Genomic DNA, 19075 nt, shown 5'->3' on the forward strand with positions numbered 1-19075 from the left:
TACAACAATTTAACCAAAAATAAACTTCATCATTATATTATGTAAAATAAAAAATAGATACTTTCATCAATAATAGAACTTATTTATCGACTAAAAAAGCACATGCATGCTATAATTTCTTTGTAGCCTGTTTAATCTTGAAATTATAAAATGGTTTCTGATTTGTTCTCAAATAAACAAAATTTATTATGAACAGTAATATAAAATTGTGACATAATACAAATCATTTGATATTTATAAATACAATTATTAGAATGGAATAAAACCGATTTACATTTGCTTGCTTTAGGCGATAAGTTGGTACTACAGGTTATTTATCTAAACGGAGGTGAGAAATAGTTATGAAACAGAAAAAATATTTCATTATTATGTATATTATTTATGCATTGCCAATTCCTTTTTCTCTAATAACATGGATTGGAACTATCATTTCTGTTGCTGATTTAGGAATGGTAGACTGGAAAATTTTCAGTGAACTTATACAATCTGTGATTGCTTTAGTTACTATGCTACTTGCTGGTTTATATCCTGTCTCATATATTATTTCATTAATCAAAACTCGTAATAGTAAAAAGTTTTCTTTATTTAGTTTTCTTCCTATAATACACATAATTCTTTTTGTTGTTTTCTTCTTTTTTTGGTCTTTTCTTAATAAAGTATATCAAATTTAAATTCTTCCTAAATCTTATCTAACCTTACAAAACCATATAGTTGGGATTTATTGTGAAAATATAGGTCATATGTGTAAATGTCTATCTGTCCATTTAATGTAGATTTGTAAGCTCTTATACAAACAATTATGTAGCCTTGCAATTTGCTTTTTCACTATTTTTTGAATAAAAAATAGAGATAAAAATTAGGAAAATAATACCAACCTAATTTTTTCTCTATTCACGTTTTATTTAAAATACTCATCTAATCCATCTGCCACACATTGCATCATTTTTCTTTGATATTCTGGATTTGACATCATTTGGTCCTCATTATAATTGCTCATAAATCCCATCTCTACTAATACAGCTGGCACTTTTGACCAGTTAAATCCAGTCAAATCTCCTCTTTGAACAATTCCATTTATTTGTATTCCAGCTTGTTCCATGTTTGTTTTGATGAATTCTGCACATCTATTACTATCTTCATATATAGGAGCTGTATATTTTCCATCCTTCTCAGGAACTAATATAGATGCACCAGTCTTTGAAGAATTATTTAAACTATCTGCATGTATTCTTACAACCATATCTGCTTTTTTCTCATTAGCAAGTATCGCTCTTTCTGAGTTACTTATATTTACATCATGTGTTTCTCTAGTCATTATTACATTGTAACCTTTAGATTCTAATATATTTTTTAAAACTACAGATGCTTCAAGATTTAAAACATACTCTGCTTTCTTTGTGGCTATACCTTCTGTTCCTGAAGATACTCTTGCTTTTTGAGATGAAGAACCTGGAGCTACTGGTTCTAAATTACTATCTCCTTTTCCTTGATGCCCTGGGTCTATACAAATTAAAAACTTTTTATTTTTTTGAGTTTCTGTTTTACTATCTGATTTATTATCCTCTGACTTATTATCATTTTTGCTTTTTGAATTTGATTTATTTTCATCTTTATCTTTTATATTTTTATTTTCATCTTTATCTTTATCTGTTTTTTCATTTTTAGTAGTACCTGAATTAATTAAATTTGTTGTCTTGTAAAAATTGGTAACTGGATTTGATGTTCCTATAATTATAATTCCCATGGCAATTATACAAGTAACTAACAATCTATATTTTTTCATCTTTTGCTCCTTTCAATGATAGACAGCTATTATCTATTTTAAATTTATATGAATATGTATCTATTTTATCATATACCTTGTTTAATTTATTTATTTTTATGAAAACTAAGGTGTTATTGAGTCAGTTTTCCAAGCATCAAAAACTGATTCTTGAGCAACATAATATTGAGGCAGCAAGAAAATTTCAATTTTATTATTAAAATATTTTAATAAGAAAGAGGTATTCTATGCAATTTAAAAATTTTTATTTTAAAGATAAAGCTTTAAGTAAAAGAAATAACTTAGCTAAGTCTAAATTTACAATTGTTTTAACATTTTTATTTTTATTATATTTTTTCTCAAATAATTTAATTTATGCACAAAATTTACAAAAAAGTGAACCTCAATATTTAATACCTATAGGAAATGTTCTTCAAATTGATGCAGAACTAAAAAATATCATTGTTAGAAGTCCTGGTGAAGCATCTCCATTTAGATTAGGTGATGCTATAATCAAAGTAAACAATATAGAAGTTGATGGATATAGTGATTTTGCTAATACACTAAATGCTTTACCAGAAGAAAAACCAGTTTCTATTTTATTAAATAGAGGTGGTCAACTTTTAACAATGAAAACAACTAAACACATATTAGAAAAAATTAGTTTTAATAACTTACTTTCTGGATTTGCTACTTTGACTTATATCAATCCAGAAACCTCAGAATTCGGTGCTGTAGGTCACCCAATAAGTGTTGGTAATTCAAGAAAAATACCTATAAAATCAGGTTCAATTTCTACAACTAAACATCTTGATATAGAAAAATCTTATCGAGGTAGTGTTGGATGTATAAATGCAAAAAGAGAAAATATTATTGGTAGTTTTACGGAAAACACTGACTTTGGAATAAGAGGTCAAATTAATAATTTTGATATTTCTAGCTTAAAAAAATATAAAGTAGCTTCATTGAATGAAGTTAAACTAGGAAAAGCTCAAATAATTTTACAAAACAACTTTAATGAATGTAAAAAATATAATATTGAAATTGTAGATATAGAAAACCAAAATCATCCTGAGAGTAAAAGTTTTAAAATTAAAATCACTGACAAAAAACTTTTAGCTCAAACTGGTGGTATTGTACAAGGTATGAGTGGTACTCCAATAGTACAAGATGATAAAATAATAGGAGCAGTCTCTCATGCCATTGAAAATGACCCAGCTGTCGGTTATGCTGTATTTATTAAATGGATGTTATAGATAATAAATATTATAAGTAATTTGTAAACTTTAAATCATCATTCAATAAATGTTACTAATATATTTGGTCTGAAGATATATTCCTTCACTCTACAGACCAAATATATTAAATATTTTACATACTTTAAAACACAAATTTTTATTACAATTATATTAATTTTTATTACAACCATTTTAATTATTATTTATTACTTATTATTTACAAAATTTTTATTTATAAACTATTATTTCAAATTTATCAAAAAATAAACATCACTATATTACTTGTTAGCATTTTTTCCAGTGTTAGGTAGAACATTCCCAAGGTTCTTTTCAGGTATATTTACATAACTTTCTGGAACATCACCTACTATTATAGTCTCACAAATAGGTATCTGAGCTTTAATTTGTTTTGTTGAAGTTATAAGTGGGATTACAACTTTTACTTGGGTTTGAGCTTCTAAATATATCCTATGTCTTGTTTGATTTATGCCTGAAGACTCAAATTCCGTTTTAAAGTTTACTGATACTGTTCCTATAGGTTCAATAGATACTTCAAGTTTAGGACCGTATTTAGCTAATATAGGACTTCCTAATGCTGTTCCTATAGGTATGTAAGAGTCTGCTGTTTTACCTTTTTTTAATTCATCTTGTATTTCTAAAGCTATTGCAGATGCAATTTCATTCATCATAATAGTATTTGCTTGTATCATAGTTATTTTTCCATTATTATCAAGCTGTATATCCATTAAATCTTCATAATTTATTTTTCCTTCTACCATTTCAGCAACAGCTTTATTTATAGACCTGTTTGCTAATTCAAGAGCTTTTGTTTCTGCTAGAACTGTAATTGTTGGTCTTAAACTTTTATCTATATATATAAAACTGCCTATAAATACAGACAAGAAAAGAATTAACAAGAAAATAGCTACAATTTTTCTAAATTCATTTTTCTTTTTTCTATCTACTATTCTATTCAAATTTATCCCCTCCTATTTATTTATATGTAACTTTGGCATAATTTTTATAATATTTGTCAAAAATAAATAAATAAAAATATAGACTTATTAATACATTTTGTTTATACATATCTACAATGTAAAGAATATTATAGCAAATTCATTTTTTCTATTAATTACAAAATTACTCCTATTTGTGTTATAATATTGCATTAAGTAAGGAGGTTAAAATCTTATGAATAACGATAATGATAAAAATGGAAATAAAATCAGAAGAAAAAAGGTTAGCTCATCTAGTAACTCAAATAAACCAGTTAATAGAAATTCAGCTAACAAAACTCGTTCAACTAAAAACAAGAATAAACCTAAAAAAAGCGATAAATTTAAAAGACTAAGAGTATTTGGTATAGTATTTTTAGTTTTATTAGTTGTTGGTGCAGCAGGTACTGCTGGATTAGTATTTGCATCATTAAGAGATGTCTCTCCAGTTACAGAAGCTGTTTTAGACAAACAAACCAACCAAACAACTACAATTAAATACGCTAATGGAAAAACATTATCTACTGCTCCAAGTGTAAATAAAAAGACACCCGTTCCATTAGATAAAATTTCAACTCATCTTCAACATGCAGTAATTGCAATAGAAGATGAACGTTTTTATGAACACAAGGGTGTTGACATTAAAGGTTTATTTAGATCAGTATTAAAAACTCTTACAGGTACCAAGCAAGGTGGTAGTACTATTCCTATGCAGGTATCTAAGATGCTGTTGACTACTGAGCAACAAACTCTACCTCGTAAAATAAAAGATATTTATTATGCATATGAGATGAGTAAGACAGTAAGTAAAGACAAAATATTAGAAACTTATTTAAATAACTTCTTCGTTGGAAAAGGTCTTGCAGGAGCTGAAGCTGGTGCACGTGGTTATTTTGATAAGTCTGCAGCTGACCTTACTATAGCTGAGTCAGCACTTCTTGCTGGTTCAACTAAAAACCCATCTAGGTTCTCAGCTTACAAAACTTCTAAATTAGATGGAAGTGAAGCTAAGAGTGACTTAGAGAATAAATTATTATTTTTTGTTAATACAACTGATGATGATTTAGATGACCCAACTCAAGTAGACTTTGATATGATTGAGAAATTAAAGACTTGGGAACTTATATCTAGTGATACTTATAGACAACTAAAAGCAGGTACATTAGTTGTCAGAAAAGCTATAAACAATCCTGAAGCTAAGAAAAGACAAGAAATTGTTCTAAAGAAAATGTTAGACCTAGGATATATAAAACAAAAAGAATATGATGAAGCAATTAATGCTAAGATAGAAATAAAATTACCTAAATCAGCAGATAAAGTTTCTTCATCTGTAGAAGACCTTATTGAAAGTGAAGTTATAAATGCCCTAATGGAACAAGGTCATACAAATGATGAAGCTCAAAACTTATTCTACAATGGTGGTCTAATTGTAAATACAACTATAGACCCTAAAATGCAAGATGCTTTAGAAGAAGAATTTGATAAAAATAGCAATTTCCCAGGCCATATGGTTGGACCTGATGGAGTTAGCCAGCCACAGGCTGCAATGGTAATTTTAGATTACAAGAATGGTGAAATAAGAGCACTAGCTGGAGGTAGAAACATAAGTGGCAGAAAAACTTTAAATCGTGCTACTAGCCCTCATCAACCAGGTTCTTCTATAAAACCTCTAGCAATTTATACACCAGCTATTGATACTTTAAAGATTACACAATCAACTGCTCTAAATGATGTTAGAGGAGGATATAAATTTGAAGAAAATAATAAGTGGAATCCAAGAACTACTACTAGTGGTCATGGTTCTATGAGTTTACGTAAAGCACTTGCTAAATCTTCAAATACAATAGCAGTTAAAACTGCTGAAATGCTTGGAGATTCTTACGATGAATGTATAGATATAATGATGGACTACTTAAAGAACTTTGGTATAACAACTGTTAAAAATAGCCAAACAGGAGCAACTGATAGACAGTTTCCATCATTAACACTTGGTGGTATGGCAAGTGGTATTACTCCACTTCAGATGGCTGCTGCTTATGGTACATTAGCAAATCAAGGAGTTTATGTAGAACCATCTATTTACACTACTATAACTACTTTTGATGGCCAATTATTAGTTAAAAACGCTCCTGAGGAACATAAAGTTGTAGACCCAGAAGTAGCTTATGTTGTTACAGATATGTTAGAAAGTGTAATTACTGAAGGTACAGGTGGTATTGCATCACTTCCAAAAGAAATGCCTGTTGCAGGTAAAACAGGTACTACAAATAGCGCATATGATGCTTGGTTTGTTGGTTATACACCTTATTATGTAGGAGCAACATACATTGGAGATGATGCTGGTAGAAAAGATGATGCTGGTAACACCATAAAACGTAGAGATGTTCCACATGGAAGTACTAGTACAGCAAAACTTTGGCAAAAAATTATGTCAAAAATACATGCAAATTTAACAGTTACTGAATTTGAAGTTCCTAAAAATGTATATTTTACAAAAATTAATTTAGAAGATGGAGGAAAGCAATCTTCTGGCTCTAAAGCAGCATTTATTGAAGGTACTGCTCCTTCTAGAGTAAGTTCTCAACCATCTCCTGAAGATACAAAGAAACCAGATAATAATCAACAAGAAGAAGAGAATAATAATAACAACAATAATTCAGGTAATAATAGTGGTGGCTCTACTCCTCCTGATAATGGTGGAAATAGTGGTGGTACTACTACTCCTCCTGATAATGGTGGAAATAGCGGTGGTACTACTCCTCCTGATAATGGTGGAAACAGTGGTGGTACTCCTCCTCCTGATGATGGTGGAAACAGTGGTGGTACTGTCACCCCTCCTGATGGTGGTGGAAATACAACACCTTAGTTTAATAAAAGATTATATTTAAATATTAATAAATACTTAAAATTCAAACAAAAATATAAGGAGTTGCCTCAAAGTGATTTTTAGAAATCCTCAATGAGACACTCCTTTTTTAGTAATTATAATTAATGTGGGAATTGTTATAATATTTATGTATTACAAATTATATAAATTTTATATTTTTTGCTTATTGTATACCAAAAGTCTGGAATGTGTTTAATTTACCATATCTTTTGATAAGTATATCCCATTCTTCCTTATCATAAAAATCACACTTATTTACACCAAATAATTTGGCAACTTCAATTGCAAATCTACCAGCTGACTCTAAATCACTAAAATGAGTTGCACCTGTAGCACATCCAGCAACAGGCATTTCTGTAGTAATTGCTACTCCAACTACTGGAGAATTTGTAGCAACTGCTGGCTGTAAAATACTATTCAAATGATACAAGTCATTTCCATATGGTGTTATATCTTGAATGGATAAAGGAAATACAAATGGAGATTTTCCAGTTACAGTCTGTATAATATCTAAAAGATTATCACTAGTTTTCAATATGTACCCTTCTTTGACAGTTGGCGATATTGCAAATCCTCTAGTATTGATTATTCTATTACCTTTAGTAGTATCGATTGAAAGTATTGCATCACAACTACTGTCAACTTCATTTTCATTCATAGTTATCATATCTATTGGTGAATCCATAAAAGGTGTAGGATAATGTTCTTTAGTTGGAGCATCTGGACAAATATGAGTCGAAATCACAATATCTCCTTCTAATACATCTCCTTTTCGTTGCATATCTAAAAGTTTCGCTGCTACTGAAATTGCTACCAATGCTCCATCACCATCTGAAACAAAACCTATTACCTCTGGTCTTGCCCCAATACCTCCAAGTCTGCCTAAAATACCAAGAGTGGGAGCACTTCCTCCTTTTAATTTACCATTCTTGCCAGCAATTGTAAGCTTAACTAAATCTGTAGAACCTTTACTTGATGAAAGCTTTTTTACTATTATATTTTCTCCACCATAGCTTTGTAAGTATGTCTTTACTTCTTCTCCACTTGCAGTTGATTTGTCTAAAATATCATAAACCTCTAATACTTGTTTTAATATCATATTTAATGTCCTTTCTTCATGTATTTTTTAGTAATACATTATTTACTGTACAAAACATCTACACCACACATTGCTAGTACTTTAATTGCTTTTATAAGTGCTATTTTTCCTTCTTCTCCACCAGCAGCTACAGCAAATTCTTCTGTATGAGTTGCAGTGTTTTCTTTTAATTTGATATACGCTTGTATTGCAGGTATTTCATGAGTTAAATTTCCAGTATCAGTTGAGCCAATACCTTGAGTTAAATCTCTTTCAATATAGTCTTCACCTAATACTTCAAAATTTTCTCTAACTATATTTACTAATCTTGAATCATTTTTTATTTCTTTATATATCTCATCTAATTGAATTACTTCTACACTAGTTCCTGTAGAAATTGCAGCTCCCTTAGCACAATTTTTAAGCATATCACAAATTTCATTTAGGTATTCTATGCTTAATGCTCTTACATTAAATATAGCTGTAGATTTTTCGGGAATTATGTTATGTATACTACCTCCATCAGTTATAATTCCATGTACTCTTGCATAATCTTTAAGATGTAATCTCATGCTATTTACACTATTAAACAATGCTATTACTCCACTTAATGCACTTCTTCCTTCCCAAGGATAAGCAGCAGCATGAGAAGCTTTTCCACTAAAATCAAATTTTAAATTAACTTGAGCAAATGATATATCATCAGGTATTGAAGCATCACATGGATGTAAAATTAATGCAGCATCTACATCTTTAAAGACTCCTTCTCTAATCATAGTTATCTTTCCACCTACTCTTTCTTCAGCAGGTGTTCCAAACACTTTTACAGTTCCTTCTATATCATATTTTTTTATAACTTCTTTTAAAATAATACCCGCTCCAACAGAACTTGTGCCTATAATATTGTGTCCACAAGCATGTCCCATACCTGGAAGTGCATCATATTCAGCTAAAAAAGCCACTGTCTTTCCACCAGTTCCATTTGAGTAGACTGCCTCAAAAGATGTTTCTAATCCTCCTACCCCTTTTGTCACATTGAATCCATTTTCTTCTAATAAATCACATAATGCTTTTTGTGATTTAAATTCTTCAAATGCTAATTCTGGATTTTCAAATAAAGATTTAGATACCTTTTCAAATGATACTTTTTTCTCATCAGATAACAACTTTATATCTTCTTTGATTTTTAATTTTAATTCTTCCATACTTACTACCTCCTTAAAGCATTCCATTTATTTTTAGAACTGTTTGAGATATAAAAGCAGAACCAAAATAAGTAGATGTCATAACTATAAATGATATAACTACTAGCTTCCAGCTCAAAGTCTTTAATATATCCAATTGGTTACCTACAGAAATTCCTGCAAAAGCTAATAATGGTGTTACTGTAGACATAAAATTTATTTTTCCTATATTACTTGCTATAAAATCTCCAACTGGTGATATTGGAAGTGATAATACAAACGCAACCAAAGTAGCCCATGCAAAACCTGGTAAATTTGGTCTCTTAACAAAATTCTTTATTACAATAGCAATTATTACTAATATAAAACCAAATACACTTCCAATCAACAAATCTTTAGCCTGTGTTTTAAGTGCTATAGCCTGTCCAAAGCAAATAATAATATATATGAACATTACTATCTTTATCTGTTCCATAATAGTCTTCAAAGTCTTTTCCATCTATACACCCTCCATTATAAAACATCTCTTGTTTTTGTTTTTTTTCTACTTCTAAACTTCTCAATAATTGGAGCCACTTTACTATAATAATAATTGGCAACTGGTAATGATAAAAATAATTCTATGTATATTCCAGTAACAGCTGTAATCAATCCGCTGGTTGCTGAATAAGCTAAAATCTGTTCAGACATATTTGGTACAGTATTCATCAATGCTGCTGTTGCAGCCCCCATCATAGAACCACTTCCCATTCCTGATGCCATTGCTAAAGCATATGGATGAAAGCCTATAAGAACACCCAGTGGTGCCAAAAATGAAAATAATAATGTTCCAAAGATACTACCACTTATATAAGTTCCTAATGTTCCTATACCTTCTGGTGAATTCAATCCATACTTATCCCCAATAATTCCTAGTGCTGTGTCACGACATAATGAAAAAGTTCCTCCTAATGCACTTCTTCCAAGACCTAATGCTACTCCAACAGGTAATGCTATTAACATTGTACCCATATGACCAAACTCTTGTAATAAAAGTGCTGGTCCTGCTTGAAGTAATATACCAACTTTAGGCCCTGCATTAATTCCAAACATGATTCCCAATGGATATAGAGTTAAGGATAAAAGATATGGAGATACATTTATTTCATTATCTCCTATAAACTTTTTTAAAGCTGGTATAATCCTTCCTAACAAATGAGGGGACACAGCCATACCTATAAAGATAGCCCATAGTATACTAAGTAAAGTTATATTAATACCCATAACTTTAAATGAAATAGGCCCAATTAATTCAGCCAATACTGTAATTATACAGGCTGCTATCAGAGCATTTCTAATTCCTGTCTTTCCTTTCATTTCTGTACCTCCTTGCAATTTTTATAATTTTCTTACAATATAATTGTTAGTGATTTAATTATATATTCTCTCATCGATAATGTATAATATAAATTTTTCATTATTTTTATATGCTTTTAGTCATAAAGCAAAAGGAGGATTAAACATCATGGATTTATTACAATTAAAATATTTTCAAGTTATAGCTCGTACTGAAAATATGACTAATGCTGCTAAGCAATTACATGTAACACAGTCAGCACTTAGTAAAAGTATAGCTCTACTTGAAATGGATTTAGGTGTAAAATTATTTGACAGGAAAGGAAGGTCTATTAAATTAAACTATTGCGGAAATATTTTTCTTAAAAGAGTTGATTCAATACTTAATTTATTAGATACATCAACTAAAGAAATAAAAGATTTAGCTTGTAGTGAGTTTGACCAAATCAAATTAATCGTACTTACTGCATCAAGGTTAATTTTAGATGTACTTAGTGAATTTAAAAAATTACATCCAAATATTTCATTCAAATTAATGCAACATGTTCCAAAATCAACATTTGACTACGATTTTGATATATGTATTACTTCATATTGCTTTGAATTTAAATCATCAAATTATGAAGTATTAACTAGTGAAGAAATATTTATAGGTATACCTTATAACAATCCACTATCAAAGCTTAACAGTATATATTTTAAAGATGTACAAAATGAGAATTTTATATGTTTAGAAGAAGGTACAAATTTCAGAAAAATTACAGATAGATTTTGTAACTATGCTGACTTTGAACCTAATGTATGTTTTGAATGTGATTCTCCTTCAACTGTTTATAATTTGATAAAAGAAGGTCATGGAGTTGGATTTATTCCTGAAAAATCATGGTGTATAGATTATGAATCTTCTATTAAACTATTGCCTATTAATGATATAAGATGTGAGCAATTTATTGAGCTATATTGGACAGATAATAAATTTTTAAACAAGTCAACAAGGATGTTTATTGATTTTATAAAAAACTATCTTAATAAATGGTAAAGCTCAATGTTGCACTGAGACCCAAAAGGTTGGACTTTATACTGGAATGAGTTTTCATTCCAGTATTTTTATTTTTATGCAGGTTTTTATTCATATTAAATTTTATAATCAACTGGACTACTTTTAGTTTTTTATTCTATTAACGCTGTTTCTTATAATTAGTCTTGGATAAAGTTTTCTTGGGATATGTTCTGTACTCTTTTTATTTATTGTATTTACTAAACTATCTACTCCATTTTTTATAACTTGTTCTCTTGGGTCATCTATTGTTGATAAGTGTGACCTAAAGTAAGATATCAATTCAATATTATTATATCCTATTACAGATATGTCTTCTGGTACATTTATACTATAAGTAGTTTTTAATTCTTGTATTATAGAAATAGCTGGTACATCTTGTTGCACAAATATAGCTGAGGCTTTTTTTATTTTATCAATATATTTTTTTAATAGCTCAACTTGAGATTCAAAATCCATTCTAGATTCAATTACATCAGTCTTTAAATTAGCTTCTTCCATAGCATTTAAATACCCTTTTGTTCTATCTTCGTGCATTTTTGAACTCTTATCTTCTGAAGTTATTGTTATTATATTTTTATGACCATGATCTATTAAATGCTTAGTAGCTATATAACCTCCATATACGTTATCATCCCAAAAGAAATTATCTACTTCTCCTACAAAAGATGGCTTAAAATATATGAATACATGTGGAAAATTATTGTCTTTTAAAAACTCATACTCTTCTTTTTTTATTGATTGAGACACTATTACTAATCCATCAACCATTTGTCCATTAACCATTTTATAGACATTACTGTCACCACTAATGTTATTATTAGGCTGTATTATAAAGTCGTACTTATTAGTCTCAATAGAATTTATAGAACTGTCCATTATATCACTAAAAAATTTTCTAGTGTCTTGATGATTAAAATTATTTGAAAAGATTACCCCTATTCTATTTGTTTCTTTTTTTGCTAGATTTCTCGCATTTACATTAAAATGAAACCCTAGCCTGTTAGCCTCTTCCACTACCTTCTTTTTTGTTTTTTCAGATACATTAGGATTATTGTTTAAGCACCTAGAGACAGTTGAATAGCTAATGCCTAGGTTCTTTGCAATATCTTTAATAGTTACCATCTTTATCCCCTACTTCACTTCATTTTATTTTTGCTAATATAATACTACACCATGTTGTAAATAATTGTCAACTTGATTATGTAAACGCTTGTAACTATAAAAAAATAGGTAGAATCTAAAAAGATATCTACCTATTTTAATAAAAAAACTTATCATATATTTAAGTGATTTTATGGTTTTGCTTTTGGTGTAAATACTACTGACATAATATATCCAAAAAATATAGCTGCGGCTATTCCACCAGCTGTAGCAGTTGTTCCACCTAGAAAAATACCTAAAAATCCATCACTTTGTATTGATTTTATCACTCCTGTTGCAAGTGAATATCCAAATCCTATTATAGGAACGGTTGCACCTGCTGCTGCAAACTTAACTAATGGCTCATAAAGTCCTAGAAAAGTTAAAACTACACCAGATGTTACATATGTTACCATAACATATGGAGTTTGCATCTTAAAATAATCCATCATTACTTGGGCTATTAAACATATAATTCCACCTACAATAAATACTCTTACATAGTCCATTAACATATATATCACATCCTACTCATTTACTATTACTACTGCATGTGCAACACATGGTATTGTTTGCTTTTGTAGTGTACTTGTTGGTGATAATAGTGCTCCTGTTGATACGAGCATTACTTTGTTAAATTCTTTTTTTCTTAACTTTTCATATATATATCCTGCAAATACTGTAGCTGAACATCCACATCCACTTCCACCACAGTGAACATCTTGCTCTTTAAGGTTAAACATTTCTATACCACAATCAGTATAACACTTTGAAATATCTACACCTTTTTGTTTTAAAAAATCTTCTGTTATCTGTTTTCCAAGTGTACCTAAATCGCCAGTGGCAATTATGTCAAAGCTATTTGGGTCATCATTAGTGTCTTCAAAATAAGAATATATAGTATCTATTGCTGCTGGAGCCATGGCTGGTCCCATATTATTACCATCATCAATACCTTTATCTATTACTTTTCCAACTGTAACATATTTTACTTTAGGACCTTCTCCATTAGGAGCTAGTAAAACACTTCCTGCTCCTGTAACTGTCCATTGAGCTGTCATTGGCTTTTGATTTCCTAGTTCTAGTGGAAATCTGAATTGTCTTTCTGCTGTACAATAATGGCTTGATGTACCTGATAGCACTAAATCTGCAAAACCACCATCTACAAGCATAGAACCTATGCAAAGTCCTTCTGCCATTGTAGAGCAAGCACCATATATACCCAAAAATGGAATTGCTAGTTCTCTTGCAGCAAAAGATGCTGGTACTATTTGATTGATTAAATCTCCACCTAACATGTAATTTACATCTGACAGTTTTTTTCCTGACTTTTGTATGGCTTTCTGTGAAGCAGTCTCTACCATTTTACTTTCAGCTAATTCCCAAGTTTTTTCACCATATAAATCATCGGTCATAATCATATCAAAATAATCCTTTAGCGGTCCTTCACCTTCTTTAGAACCTACTATAGTACCCGCTGATATTATTGTTGGTTTATTCTCTAGCTTGACTGTTCTTTTTCCAATTCTTTTATTTTTCATATTTTCACACCTTTTTAATTTTGAATTTTACTATTTAATCCTTTAATATTAATTGAAATTTTCATAGCTATTTTCTAATAGATAAATTTTCTAGCTAATAGTTAATTAATAAAGTTTAAATTAAATAAAAATCATCTAAAACATTTTAAAAATATAATAAATAATTCCACATAAAATAGAAGAACCTATACCATAAACTAAAACTGGTCCTGCAATTTTAAATAAGTTTGCACCTACACCTAATACATATCCTTCTCTTTTATACTCCATTGCAGGAGATACTATTGAGTTAGCAAAACCTGTTATTGGTATTATAGAACCAGCTCCTGCTCTTTTTCCGATTAGGTCATAAACTCCTAATCCAGTTAGAAATGCCCCTATAAATATTAGTGTTATTGATGTAGCAGAACTAGCACCTAATTTATCAAGCCCTCCAACTTTCATGTATAAATCATTTATAGCTTGCCCTATCATACAAATAATTCCACCTACAATAAATGCAAGTGTATAGTTTTTTAAATATGTAGGTTTTGGGCTTATTTGGTCTACATACTTTTTATAATTTTTATCCATACTAAACACCTCTCTAAAGTATTATTTGTTAATTTTAAAAAAATAAACCTATAATTTATTTTAGACACCTAAAGTTTTGTCAAAAAATAAAAAAGATGCCTAATAAAGAAAATAATTTATTTTCTATTATAAAGACACCTTGTTTTTTAATATTTTTTATTTGAACTTATAATTTTTTAATCGAAACTTAAAAACTTAATATAAAAACTTAATATATTATAAGTATTATCATGATATATATTCTTTTAACTTAGACAATACTTTTTTCTCTATTCTTGATACTTGAACCTGTGATATATTGAGCATTTCTCCTATTTCACTTTGAGTCATATCTTCAAAATATCTGAGAACTATTATTTGACGTTCTCTCTTATCCAGCCTTCCAAGTATGTCCTTTAATAATATATTATCTACAACTTTTTCTTCCTCACTTTCTCCTTTCATGCTTATCTTATCAATAAGACAGATTGGAGAACCTTCTTCTTCATGAATAACACCTTGCAAATACTCTACATTAAAGTTAGCTTCCATAGCCATTACTAAATCTTCTTTTTCTACATCTAATGCTTGAGCTATTTCTTCTATACTTGGCTCTCTACCTAGCTTTTTAGTTAAAGCTTCACTTTCCATCTTGGCCTTTACAGCTATTTGCTTCAATGACCTTGATACTTTTATCATACCATCATCTCTTAAATATCTCTTTATTTCACCTAGAATCATCGGTACTGCATAAGTAGAGAATTTAACATTAAATTTTGGGTCAAATTTATATATTGATTTTATTAAACCTATAGAACCTAACTGAAATAAATCTTCTCTATCATACCCTATATTTAAAAATCTAGATACAACGCTCCTAACTAGACCTAAATTACTTGATATTAATATTTCTTTTGCCTCTTCATCTCCATTTTGAACTTTATCAATAAGTTCTAGAGTCTCTTCATGACTAAGAAGAGGTTTTTTTTCTTCTCTGGCAACAGTTACTTCCATAATAAAACCTCACTTTTGGACTTTATTTAGGCAAATTTATTTTTTTAGTCATTTCAATTCTAGTGCCATTATCTTTTCTAGAACTTACCTCTACATCGTCCATAAAGCTTTTCATAACTGTGAATCCCATTCCTGATCTATCAAGTTCTGGTTTTGATGTATAAAGTGGTTCCATTGCCTTCTCCACATTTTCTATTCCATACCCTTCATCTTCAACTACAATTTTTATAGTATTTCCTTCTATCTCACATCTCAAAAAAACAAACTTAGAACTGTCTTCTTCATATCCATGTATTATAGCATTTGTAACAGCCTCAGAGACAGCAGTTTTTATATCAACTAATTCATCTACTGTTGGGTCTAATTTTGCTGCAAATGATGCTACTATAACTCTTGCTAAACTTTCATTTTCTGATAGTGCCGAAAATTTAACTTCCATAATATTATTCATCACATACTCCTCCCTACAAAGAACTTAGAGCTTCTTCATACGTATCATAAATGCCAATAATTTTATTTAACCCAGATAAATCAAAAATTTTCTTAACTCGTGAACCTATATTAATTACTGAAACTCGTCCCCCTTCATTAGAAATTTTTTTATATCTACCTATAATGACACCTATACCTGAAGAATCCATAAAATTAATATTTCCAAAATCAAATACAACATTTTTTACTTGATTAACACTTAATAAGTTATCTATTTCTTCCCTTATTTCATTAGCTACATGGTGGTCTAGTTCTGAGCACATAAATTCTATGTATAGATTCTTATGTTCTAAGGAATATTTTACCATCAAAATCCCTCCTTCAATAGTTTTGTAAAAATAGTAACTTTTAATCAATTCTATAATCTTATTTCTATTCCTTCAATGAAATTTAACTAGTTTTGTCGTATTATTTCTACCATCGTTTCATTATATGTTACTTGACCACCAATATCCGATATACCAGTATCTGTTAAACTATTAGGATTGCCATGTTTCTTCCACCATCCAACATACATTTTTACTATATAATCACTTACTCTGTTATCTATATTTATCTGAACATCTATCTTTGTTTTTTTTGACTTTAAATCTACAATCTCTTTATTCTTAACACCTATTTTTTTAGCCATACTTTGATTTATATATGCTTGAGCTATAGATGTCTTATCCATAAAGTGTTGACTAAACAAAGTATCTGCATGGTGATTAGTTAACAGTCTAAAAATATTTTTTCTATTTTCATATTCAAAGTTTCTAGTTTTGTTACTTATATACACTGGAATTGGACTAATTCCTAAATCTCTTATCCTTTCTGAATAAAGTTCATACTTTCCAGATGGAGTTTCAAACTTCTTATCTTCCCAAGCAATAGGATTATGTATAGTAAAATAACTATTTTTAAGTTTTTCTATATCTAGGCTTTTATCAAAGCGTTTAAGTGGTTCAATTACTTTTTCTAAGTATTCTTTTTTTGATACAAAAGGATAGTCTCTTAGCCCCATCTTTTTAGCTAACTCCATAAAGAAATAATACTCATCCATCAATTCATGCTTTGGTTTTACTGCTCTTTCATTGTATGTTATATATGGATTAGTCATTGAGCTATAAATTATATCTTCACTTTCAAGCGTATTTGTACAAGGTATAAATAAGTCACATAAAGTAGCTGTGTCAGTCATAAACATATCAAAACATACTTTAAATTCAATCTTTGAAAAAACTCTTTCTAATTCTACTAAATCTGGCAACTGATTTAACATGTTACTTTTAGTTATTACTGCCATCTTTATAGGAATATTTCCTTTTAGTAATTTACTTGACATATTATCAAATTCACTCAATATATTATTTGTTTTCTCTAACATATTATTAGCTTCATTCGGTGTATTGTCTTTTAAAGATTCTTCTATAAACTTGCTAATATTACTTACATAAAACTCCCTATCTTCTCCATATGATTGACTATTATAAGGGTCAGCATCTATCACATTTTGATAAACCTTATTAGCATAATTCACTCCTCCACCACTAAATCCTATTTGACCTGTTATAGCTCCTAAGGCATCTATCGCTCTTATTGTATTTCCTCCATTTTTATACTTTTGAAGACCATAACCTACGTTTATACTTGAATATTTATTAGCATATAAATTAACTAACTCTCTTATATCCTTTTCTTTAACACCACATTCATCACTTAAAAAGTTTAAATCTAATGAATCCAAATATTTTTTATACTCCTCAAAACCAACAACATATGAATTTATATATTCTTCATCATGCAAGTTATCTTCTATTATAATTTTTGCCATAGCCATAGCTAATGCTCCATCTGTTCCAGGGCTTACTTGTATGTACTTATCTGCCATTTGAGCAGTCTTTGTATATATAGGGTCAATGACTACTATTTTTATCCCTTTTTCTTTAGCTTTTTTAATTATTTGCATAGTATGAATGGTAGTATATGCTGGATTTTTTCCCCATATAAAGATACTCTTGCTGTTTAGCATATCTTCTATAGCATGTCCCTTAGCTACTCCAAAGTCATACCTTTGGGCATGCATTCCTGCACTCCAACATGGCCCCCCCTTATGTCTACTAACTCCTCCATAAAAATTAAAAAATACATCTCCTATATATTTTAATATAGACCCACTTCCATATTGGTCATAGTGCATAATAGACTTTGATGTATAATGTTCTTTATAATATAGGAGTTTATCTGCCATTATCTCTAATGCTTCATCAAAAGAAATCTTTTTCCATAGACCGTCTACCTTTAACATTGGAGTCTCTATCCTATCTTTATGATTTAATCTATCTAAATGAGCCAACCCTTTTTTACATATAAATCCTTTTGTATAAGGATGATTCCTATCTCCTTCAATTTTTATCACATTATTTCCGCTAGTATAAACATTAAATTTACAACAATCATGGCAATCTAGTGTACATCCATGACTTAATTTCTTTATTGTATCCATAAAATATCTTTCTCTCCTTATAACCGCTACCTATTCACTATATTTTTATTAAAATTTGTATACTTAAAATATTCTGCTGAAGACATAAATATATTTTATCAAAATAAATTTAAAAATACCTTAGACATTTTTCATTTTCTCTTTTGTATCACATTAAAAGTTAACTTGATAAGTTAAATTGATTTTTATCTATAACATACTTATAATATGATTATATTAGTGCTATATTTGAAAGTTATAAACACATTATATTATAATATACTCTTTACACATTTCAATCTAGTTTTCAATGTTTTCCCCTTTTCCAGTATA

General features: G+C 29.3%; 18 protein-coding genes. 3 read left to right on the top strand and 15 right to left on the bottom strand.

Features of this window, described 5'->3' with window-relative positions; genetic code table 11:
• Positions 1-379: 379 nt before the first annotated feature.
• Together KGF52_RS06225 and KGF52_RS06230 are read right to left on the bottom strand one after the other, a co-directional pair.
• Positions 380-556, bottom strand: a complete 177-nt coding sequence (locus KGF52_RS06225; RefSeq protein ID WP_227839492.1) for a hypothetical protein — start codon at positions 554-556, stop codon at positions 380-382.
• Between the two features lie 342 nt (positions 557-898).
• The gene (locus tag KGF52_RS06230) at positions 899-1783 is read right to left on the bottom strand and encodes an N-acetylmuramoyl-L-alanine amidase family protein (RefSeq protein ID WP_227839493.1); all 885 of its coding nucleotides are present in this window, start codon (positions 1781-1783) and stop codon (positions 899-901) included.
• A 227-nt stretch (positions 1784-2010) separates the two neighbouring features.
• On the opposite strand from KGF52_RS06230, the gene KGF52_RS06235 reads away from it, so the two are divergent.
• Positions 2011-3018, top strand: coding sequence for a SpoIVB peptidase S55 domain-containing protein (locus tag KGF52_RS06235; RefSeq protein WP_227839494.1), 1008 nt, complete (start codon positions 2011-2013; stop codon positions 3016-3018).
• A 260-nt stretch (positions 3019-3278) separates the two neighbouring features.
• Here KGF52_RS06235 and yunB read toward each other — a convergent pair whose 3' ends face one another.
• Positions 3279-3977 (bottom strand): sporulation protein YunB, encoded by a 699-nt coding sequence (gene yunB / locus KGF52_RS06240; protein WP_227433393.1) that lies wholly within the window; start codon positions 3975-3977, stop codon positions 3279-3281.
• Positions 3978-4191: 214 nt separating this feature from the next.
• On the opposite strand from yunB, the gene KGF52_RS06245 reads away from it, so the two are divergent.
• Positions 4192-6861 (top strand): transglycosylase domain-containing protein, encoded by a 2670-nt coding sequence (locus tag KGF52_RS06245; RefSeq protein WP_227839495.1) that lies wholly within the window; start codon positions 4192-4194, stop codon positions 6859-6861.
• Between the two features lie 184 nt (positions 6862-7045).
• Here KGF52_RS06245 and KGF52_RS06250 read toward each other — a convergent pair whose 3' ends face one another.
• From KGF52_RS06250 to KGF52_RS06265, 4 genes are read right to left on the bottom strand one after another with little or no spacing between them, the layout of a single operon-like run.
• Positions 7046-7981: a DUF1177 domain-containing protein gene (locus tag KGF52_RS06250; RefSeq protein ID WP_227839496.1), complete on the bottom strand. Its 936-nt coding sequence runs from the start codon at positions 7979-7981 to the stop codon at positions 7046-7048.
• Between the two features lie 38 nt (positions 7982-8019).
• Entirely contained in the window at positions 8020-9165 is a 1146-nt protein-coding gene (locus KGF52_RS06255; protein WP_227839497.1) for a M20 family metallopeptidase, read from the bottom strand.
• Between the two features lie 13 nt (positions 9166-9178).
• Complete coding sequence (locus KGF52_RS06260; protein WP_227829675.1) at positions 9179-9643, bottom strand: hypothetical protein; 465 nt, start codon at positions 9641-9643, stop codon at positions 9179-9181.
• A gap of 14 nt (positions 9644-9657) precedes the next feature.
• Positions 9658-10500, bottom strand: a complete 843-nt coding sequence (locus KGF52_RS06265) for a DUF3100 domain-containing protein (RefSeq protein WP_227839498.1) — start codon at positions 10498-10500, stop codon at positions 9658-9660.
• Between the two features lie 148 nt (positions 10501-10648).
• Here KGF52_RS06265 and KGF52_RS06270 point away from each other — a divergent pair, with 148 nt between their 5' ends.
• Complete coding sequence (locus KGF52_RS06270) at positions 10649-11518, top strand: LysR family transcriptional regulator (protein WP_227839499.1); 870 nt, start codon at positions 10649-10651, stop codon at positions 11516-11518.
• A 123-nt stretch (positions 11519-11641) separates the two neighbouring features.
• Here the strand turns inward: KGF52_RS06270 and KGF52_RS06275 are convergent, their stop codons facing one another.
• From KGF52_RS06275 to KGF52_RS06310, 8 genes are all read right to left on the bottom strand, one after another.
• Positions 11642-12661 carry a LacI family DNA-binding transcriptional regulator gene (locus KGF52_RS06275; protein ID WP_227839500.1) on the bottom strand — a complete coding sequence of 340 codons (1020 nt, stop codon included), beginning with the start codon at positions 12659-12661 and terminating at the stop codon, positions 11642-11644.
• 170 nt (positions 12662-12831) lie between these two features.
• Positions 12832-13194: a stage V sporulation protein AE gene (spoVAE, locus tag KGF52_RS06280; RefSeq protein ID WP_169468704.1), complete on the bottom strand. Its 363-nt coding sequence runs from the start codon at positions 13192-13194 to the stop codon at positions 12832-12834.
• 12 nt (positions 13195-13206) lie between these two features.
• Positions 13207-14220 carry a stage V sporulation protein AD gene (gene spoVAD, locus KGF52_RS06285; protein ID WP_227839501.1) on the bottom strand — a complete coding sequence of 338 codons (1014 nt, stop codon included), beginning with the start codon at positions 14218-14220 and terminating at the stop codon, positions 13207-13209.
• Positions 14221-14355: 135 nt separating this feature from the next.
• Complete coding sequence (gene spoVAC, locus KGF52_RS06290) at positions 14356-14793, bottom strand: stage V sporulation protein AC (RefSeq protein WP_003418420.1); 438 nt, start codon at positions 14791-14793, stop codon at positions 14356-14358.
• A 228-nt stretch (positions 14794-15021) separates the two neighbouring features.
• Positions 15022-15786, bottom strand: coding sequence for an RNA polymerase sporulation sigma factor SigF (gene sigF / locus KGF52_RS06295; protein WP_227433403.1), 765 nt, complete (start codon positions 15784-15786; stop codon positions 15022-15024).
• Between the two features lie 22 nt (positions 15787-15808).
• Positions 15809-16237, bottom strand: coding sequence for an anti-sigma F factor (gene spoIIAB, locus KGF52_RS06300; protein ID WP_227829680.1), 429 nt, complete (start codon positions 16235-16237; stop codon positions 15809-15811).
• 13 nt (positions 16238-16250) lie between these two features.
• Positions 16251-16586: an anti-sigma F factor antagonist gene (gene spoIIAA, locus KGF52_RS06305; RefSeq protein WP_227829681.1), complete on the bottom strand. Its 336-nt coding sequence runs from the start codon at positions 16584-16586 to the stop codon at positions 16251-16253.
• Positions 16587-16672: 86 nt separating this feature from the next.
• On the bottom strand, positions 16673-18763 hold the full coding sequence (locus KGF52_RS06310; protein ID WP_227839502.1) for a molybdopterin-dependent oxidoreductase: 2091 nt from the start codon (positions 18761-18763) through the stop codon (positions 16673-16675).
• Between the last annotated feature and the right edge of the window lie 312 nt (positions 18764-19075).

The organism is Clostridioides sp. ZZV15-6597 (genome assembly GCF_020657815.1).
Classification (GTDB): Bacteria; Bacillota; Clostridia; order Peptostreptococcales; family Peptostreptococcaceae; genus Clostridioides.

Coding starts and splice junctions, on each gene's coding strand:
- spoIIAA (WP_227829681.1), bottom strand. CDS start 16,586: ATGGTAAAATATTCCTTAGAACATAAGAATCTATACATAGAATTTATG.
- KGF52_RS06270 (WP_227839499.1), top strand. CDS start 10,649: ATGGATTTATTACAATTAAAATATTTTCAAGTTATAGCTCGTACTGAA.
- KGF52_RS06230 (WP_227839493.1), bottom strand. CDS start 1,783: ATGAAAAAATATAGATTGTTAGTTACTTGTATAATTGCCATGGGAATT.
- spoIIAB (WP_227829680.1), bottom strand. CDS start 16,237: ATGAATAATATTATGGAAGTTAAATTTTCGGCACTATCAGAAAATGAA.
- KGF52_RS06275 (WP_227839500.1), bottom strand. CDS start 12,661: ATGGTAACTATTAAAGATATTGCAAAGAACCTAGGCATTAGCTATTCA.
- KGF52_RS06255 (WP_227839497.1), bottom strand. CDS start 9,165: ATGGAAGAATTAAAATTAAAAATCAAAGAAGATATAAAGTTGTTATCT.
- KGF52_RS06310 (WP_227839502.1), bottom strand. CDS start 18,763: ATGGATACAATAAAGAAATTAAGTCATGGATGTACACTAGATTGCCAT.
- KGF52_RS06235 (WP_227839494.1), top strand. CDS start 2,011: ATGCAATTTAAAAATTTTTATTTTAAAGATAAAGCTTTAAGTAAAAGA.
- spoVAD (WP_227839501.1), bottom strand. CDS start 14,220: ATGAAAAATAAAAGAATTGGAAAAAGAACAGTCAAGCTAGAGAATAAA.
- KGF52_RS06250 (WP_227839496.1), bottom strand. CDS start 7,981: ATGATATTAAAACAAGTATTAGAGGTTTATGATATTTTAGACAAATCA.
- spoVAC (WP_003418420.1), bottom strand. CDS start 14,793: ATGGATAAAAATTATAAAAAGTATGTAGACCAAATAAGCCCAAAACCT.
- KGF52_RS06265 (WP_227839498.1), bottom strand. CDS start 10,500: ATGAAAGGAAAGACAGGAATTAGAAATGCTCTGATAGCAGCCTGTATA.
- spoVAE (WP_169468704.1), bottom strand. CDS start 13,194: ATGTTAATGGACTATGTAAGAGTATTTATTGTAGGTGGAATTATATGT.
- KGF52_RS06260 (WP_227829675.1), bottom strand. CDS start 9,643: ATGGAAAAGACTTTGAAGACTATTATGGAACAGATAAAGATAGTAATG.
- KGF52_RS06245 (WP_227839495.1), top strand. CDS start 4,192: ATGAATAACGATAATGATAAAAATGGAAATAAAATCAGAAGAAAAAAG.
- sigF (WP_227433403.1), bottom strand. CDS start 15,786: ATGGAAGTAACTGTTGCCAGAGAAGAAAAAAAACCTCTTCTTAGTCAT.